The following is a 3,599-nucleotide window of genomic DNA, read 5'->3' on the forward strand; positions in this document are numbered from 1 at the left end:
ATGATGGCACGGTCCCTTCGCGCCTCTGCTATTCTCCTCTGCCAGTTTTACTTGACTGTTATGCGGTACGTATCGCATACTATCTGAAATGATCCGCAGCTTTGCCGACAAGGCTACCGAGCGGCTGTTTCGCGACGGCCTTTGCCCGGTGCAGTGGCGGAACATTGAGTCCGCGGCCCTGCGCAAGCTCGATATGGTGGACGCGGCGACACGGCTGGACGACCTTCGGTCACCTCCAGGCAATCGGCTCGAGGCAATGAAAGGCGATCGACGCGGGCAACATTCCATCAGAATAAACCAGCAATGGAGAGTCTGCTTCCGCTGGACGCCGGATGGACCGGAAGCGGTCGAGATCGTCGACTATCACTAGGAGGCATCCATGCCGCGTCTGCGCACCCACCCCGGCGAAATCCTGCGCGAGGAATATCTCGTTCCGCTCGGCCTGTCGGCGCGTGCGCTGGCCAAGCATCTGGACGTTCCTGCGAACCGCCTGACCGAGATCATGCGCGGTACGCGCGACGTCACCGCAGACACCGCGATCCGACTCGGCCGCTATTTCGGCACCGATCCACGCTTCTGGCTGAACCTGCAGGCGGCCTACGATCTCTCGAAGGCCGAGAAGACCCACAGCTACAGGAAGATCGTCCCGCGCAGCGCGGCGTGAAGCAGTGCAAGTCGTGTGGTCTGTAGAGTGGGCAAAGCGAAGCGTGCCCATCCGTTTCACGCGAGTAGCCCGGATGAGCGGCTTGTCCGCCGAAGCTCGCCGAGCGTAGGCGGAAGCCACATCCGGGACACCGGGCCCCGCATATCGCTGCGCTCATGCGGGCTACGCTCCCTCGAGGCTTGGGCATCTTCGTCAATGCCCGCCTGATCGACTGAGGTGAGATACGGAAGTCCCGCTCGGTCCACGACACGAAGTCCGCCGGATGAACGATCGCGAGCTCTTTCCCATCCGGGCGCGAGCGGATGATGCAATAGAGCTCGCGCGTCATGCCTTTGGGAGTTTTGCCGTGTGACGTCTGGAACGTTTCCGCGTCCTGCCCGGCAAAATCCTTCAGATTGTCGGTGATCACCAGGGAGGCCCTGGCAGCATGGGCGGTGGCCAGGACCCCACCGTCTTCGCTATCCTTCAATGCAGGGTCCGGCGAACCGCCGAGCACCATGTACGGATCAAAGCCGAGCGGACCGAATTTCATCATCCCGGTGAGGCCGGAAATCTGTTCCTCCACCAGCTCCTCCGGGTAACCGTTCCGAAGCAGGACGTCCCGGTAGGTGTCGAGCATCTTGAAGGACATTGCGATCTGAACGGGTTCGCCGACGATCGAGCCGGAAACGAGAAATCGAACGACCTTTTGACTTGTCGTCGACGATCGGCCCGCCCGATCGGCGTTCAATTTCGAGACCAGGACGTTCACGTCCGGAACGACGATGGGCATTGGTCGATCAGCGCGAGGCCGAACCGTCCGACTCCAGGACCATCTCGTCGGCGTCAAGCATTTCGGGATCGATCGTTCCGTCCGACTGCGCGAGCCTGGCAGCTGCGCTTTCGAACCGCTCCCGCGCCAGCGCGAACATGATGCGGCGGCTCAGCTCCTCGAGCTTCCGAACGCCTTTCGCCTGGTCAGCCGAGGCTTCGATCAGCAGGTTCCGAAGCTCCTGGGGCATCAACGTGAACACCCTGACTGCGTTTTCGAGCACGTTGGCGGGCGTGCGGTTTTCCCTCAGTGCAATGGTGCGCACCCGGAGATCAAGGTCCTCCGGCAGTGACGTCGAGCGTGACCTGGCCTTTGCCATATTTTCCTCCGGTATCCGAGTTTACATGAAATCATTAAATTCATGGAATCAACTAAAAGCCATTTCATTACCCTAATACCTCCCTATGTTTTTCAGAGATGCCTCTGCCGCTCGGCCTTTGGTACCGCTACGCAAGGCAAGCTCAAGGCCTACCCCCGCGCGAACTCCGCGAACGCGTCGCGGATCCAGTCGATCACCACGCGCGCGGCCCCGTCGCGCTTCAGATGGTTCTGCACCAAGAGCCAGACGTCGCGGCGGCGCGGCAGCAGCGTCGCCCGCAGGCGGCGGTCGGACAGCAGGGCTGTGCAGAGAAGATCCGGGAGAATGCCGATGGCCTGACGGCTTTCGATCAGCGTCCGGATCACGCGGACGTTGTCGCTGACGATGCGGGTGCGCCCCTGCAACCCCGCTTCTTTCAGAAGCTCGGTCTCCGGAATCTGGCCGAGCTCGTCGGGATAGGCGCAGACCACGGGCTCGGCCTCGCCCTTCGCCGCGGGTTCGATCAGATACAGCTTGAGCTCGCCGAGCCTGGAGATGGTGAAATCCCCCTTGTCGGGCTTGCGCAGGCGGATCGCGACATCGGCCTGCCAGCGCGAGAACCTCACATTCTCGCTGGACGTGAGGAGCCGCAGCGCAATGCCCGGATGGGCGGCGAGCAGCCGGGCCGCGCGCGGCGCCAGGATCTCCTCGGCCACGGCGTTGGTGGACGCGATCCGGAAACGGCCGACGAGCCCGGGCAGGCTGTCGCCGATCCGGGAAATCTCGGCGGCATGCGCCATCATCGCCTGGACGTGCGCCAGCACCCGCTCGCATGACGCGGTGGGCCTGCGTCCTCCGTCGACCGCCTCGAACAGGCGGACGCCGAGCGCGCGTTCGATCCGGGCGAGGCGCCGGCCGACCGTCGTCTCGTCGAGCCGCAGCCGCGTGCCGGCGGCGGCATAGGTGCCCGCCTCCCTGACCGCGGCGACGATGCGCAGGTCGTCCCAGTTCATGACCCGTCGTATCACGGGCCACGACGGACCTGCAATCCTGCAGCCGATGGCTGCACGATCCCTGCATAACGGCAGCCATCCCCTGCGCTATGCTCCGGCCACGATTTGGAATCCGGAGGCGTTCATGTTGCAGCTCTATTTCTCGCCCATGGCCTGCTCGCTTGCTTCCCGCATCGCATTGATGGAAGCCGGCATCGAGGCGCGTTATCACCGCGCCGATCTCTGGACCAAGAAGGTGGTCGAGGATGGCAGCGATTTCCTGAGCATCTCGCCCAAGGGCGCCGTGCCGGTCCTGGTGCTCGAGAACGGCGAGAAACTGACCGAGAACGCCGCCGTGCTGCAATACATCGCCGATCTGAGGCCGGAGTCCGCCCTGGCGCCCCGCCCCGGCGATCCCGACCGCTATCGCCTGCAGGAATGGCTGAGCTTCGTCGGCTGCGAAATCCACAAGGCGTTCCTGTTTCCGACCTTCTGGTACAAGGACGACGCCGCGAAGGCCGCCGCGCGCGAGCGGATCGGCAAGAGCCTGTCGGTTGCGGCCGATCACCTCGCGCACCGGGATCATCTCGTCGGCAAAGGCTTCACCGTCGCCGACGCCTACCTCGCCTGGTCGCTGCTGCTGCTCGGCCGCGGCGGCGTCGATGTCGCGCAATGGCCGCCGCTGGCCGACTATCTGCAACGCATGCAAGAGCGTTCGCCGGTCCGGTCCGCGATCGATCACGAGATGCAGTTGCGCAAGGTGATGGCGCGCCAGGTTCAGAATCCGTAGGTGGGCAGAGCCATATCTGCCCCTAGGCTCGGCAGGCTAAGGCG

5 protein-coding genes are annotated in these 3,599 nt (G+C 63.9%); 3 read left to right on the forward strand and 2 right to left on the reverse strand.

Annotated elements, in window-relative coordinates; all coding sequences use genetic code 11:
* The first annotated feature begins 88 nt into the window (after positions 1-88).
* Complete coding sequence (locus JOY90_RS32185; protein ID WP_291695125.1) at positions 89-370, forward strand: type II toxin-antitoxin system RelE/ParE family toxin; 282 nt, start codon at positions 89-91, stop codon at positions 368-370.
* A 9-nt stretch (positions 371-379) separates the two neighbouring features.
* Positions 380-664: a HigA family addiction module antitoxin gene (locus tag JOY90_RS32190; protein WP_291695126.1), complete on the forward strand. Its 285-nt coding sequence runs from the start codon at positions 380-382 to the stop codon at positions 662-664.
* Positions 665-1,443: 779 nt separating this feature from the next.
* Here the strand turns inward: JOY90_RS32190 and JOY90_RS32195 are convergent.
* Positions 1,444-1,794 (reverse strand): hypothetical protein, encoded by a 351-nt coding sequence (locus JOY90_RS32195; RefSeq protein ID WP_291695127.1) that lies wholly within the window; start codon positions 1,792-1,794, stop codon positions 1,444-1,446.
* Between the two features lie 149 nt (positions 1,795-1,943).
* The gene (locus tag JOY90_RS32200) at positions 1,944-2,786 is read right to left on the reverse strand and encodes a LysR family transcriptional regulator (RefSeq protein ID WP_291695128.1); all 843 of its coding nucleotides are present in this window, start codon (positions 2,784-2,786) and stop codon (positions 1,944-1,946) included.
* 124 nt (positions 2,787-2,910) lie between these two features.
* Between JOY90_RS32200 and JOY90_RS32205 the strand changes: the two genes are divergently transcribed.
* On the forward strand, positions 2,911-3,555 hold the full coding sequence (locus JOY90_RS32205) for a glutathione binding-like protein (RefSeq protein WP_291695129.1): 645 nt from the start codon (positions 2,911-2,913) through the stop codon (positions 3,553-3,555).
* Positions 3,556-3,599: the final 44 nt, after the last annotated feature.

The organism is Bradyrhizobium sp. (assembly GCF_019242285.1).
Classification (GTDB): Bacteria; Pseudomonadota; Alphaproteobacteria; order Rhizobiales; family Xanthobacteraceae; genus Bradyrhizobium.